Source organism: Vibrio sp. 779(2023) (genome assembly GCF_033344285.1).
Taxonomy (GTDB): domain Bacteria; phylum Pseudomonadota; class Gammaproteobacteria; order Enterobacterales; family Vibrionaceae; genus Vibrio; species Vibrio alginolyticus.
The window spans coordinates 1-1,335 of sequence record NZ_JAWPOM010000120.1; the positions used below are offsets into that span (position 1 = coordinate 1).

Annotated in this window: 2 pseudogenes; one reads left to right on the forward strand and one right to left on the reverse strand. The window is 45.1% G+C overall.

What is annotated here, in order from left to right:
• Positions 1 to 165 (reverse strand): annotated as a pseudogene (locus tag R8O70_RS25420) (M23 family peptidase); the annotation flags it as partial.
• A 473-nt stretch (positions 166 to 638) separates the two neighbouring features.
• Here R8O70_RS25420 and R8O70_RS25425 point away from each other — a divergent pair.
• A pseudogene (locus tag R8O70_RS25425) lies at positions 639 to 1,335 on the forward strand (hypothetical protein); the annotation flags it as partial.

Here is a 1,335-nt window from a genome sequence, read left to right on the forward strand (position 1 = left end):
GCTATCGACCCGCGCGTAAAGATGGTTTATGAGAATGGCGGTAGCTGCCAAAGTCAGTACAAATAGCCCTAAAAAGGTTTTTAGGTTGCGTTGCATCCGTTTACTGAAATACCAATGCTTGGAGCCATTGATGGTTGATATCGAGATCGTCAGTTGGTCTTTCATCATGTCGTAATGATCGTATTCTGGTATAAGCCTCGTCACTGAGTGAGCTCGACTGTAAGGAAAACCACAGGGGACTGCCAGAGGCAAATTGGAAAGAAGTGTCAGGTCGTGAGCCGTTTTCCGATATTTGATAAAAGACTCAGTGCGGATTTAATGTTGGGTTAATTTTGGTCGGTGTTGCATGTTTGGCACTTTAGAGTGACGAAATTACCAATAGTATGAATGTGCAATTCAACATACTTCACGGTTTATCCTATAAATTGCGGATATTTTAAGAAATTAATATTCATTAAATTGATAACTGGCGACGGATCTTTATGATGACGGTTGATATGCCGATAGAGCACTCATTAGCCAGTGTTTGGCGGTGTAGGAGAACTGTAATTCGTCTCTACAGAACTCGATTTATTAAGGCTTAAAACTCGAATGCATAACGCATTTACGAACCGATATAACTAACAACGGAGTTGGTCGTGAAAAAACTACTATTGGCTACAGCAGTGGTCGCAGCAGCGGGGGCCGCTGGGTACCTGTACCAAAATAACCTTCCTCAGAGCGGTTCAAGCTCACTATTGGCGCAAATCCCAGCCGATTCGCTCGTAGTTACTTTCCAAACAGAACCTTTCAAACACTACGAATATGTGAACGCGTTTGGCTCTGCCAATCAAATGACCATGTCTGATATGTTTGTTGGTGAGCAGCTGTCACCAAAAGAGCAGTTTGCGATCGATCTGTTTGACGGATACTTAAAAAGTGCTGCGTCGCCAGAAACTTTGAAAGCGTACTTAGGTACAGGCGATGAGATCAACCCAGTGCTTTACACGCTCGGTATGGTGCCAGTTTACAAACTGCCAATCGAGAATCCAGAGGCGCTTTGGAAAACGTTGGATCACGAAGAGCAAATGAGCGGCGTGACACACGAAAAAGTGAAGCTGGGTACGGTGGAGTACCGTCGTTATGAAATGACGGATGCAGTAGATCCGCAGGATGGCATTGGCTTAGTTGTAGCGGTTACCGACAACGTGCTAACCGTGACGGTGGATATCGCGGAGTTGGGTGATCTTAACCCGTTGAAAATGGCGCTGGGTCTTGAGTCTCCAACCCAATCATTAGCGGATAGCGGTCGTGCTGAAGCCATCCAAACTCAGTATGGTAAAAACAACAACTCTT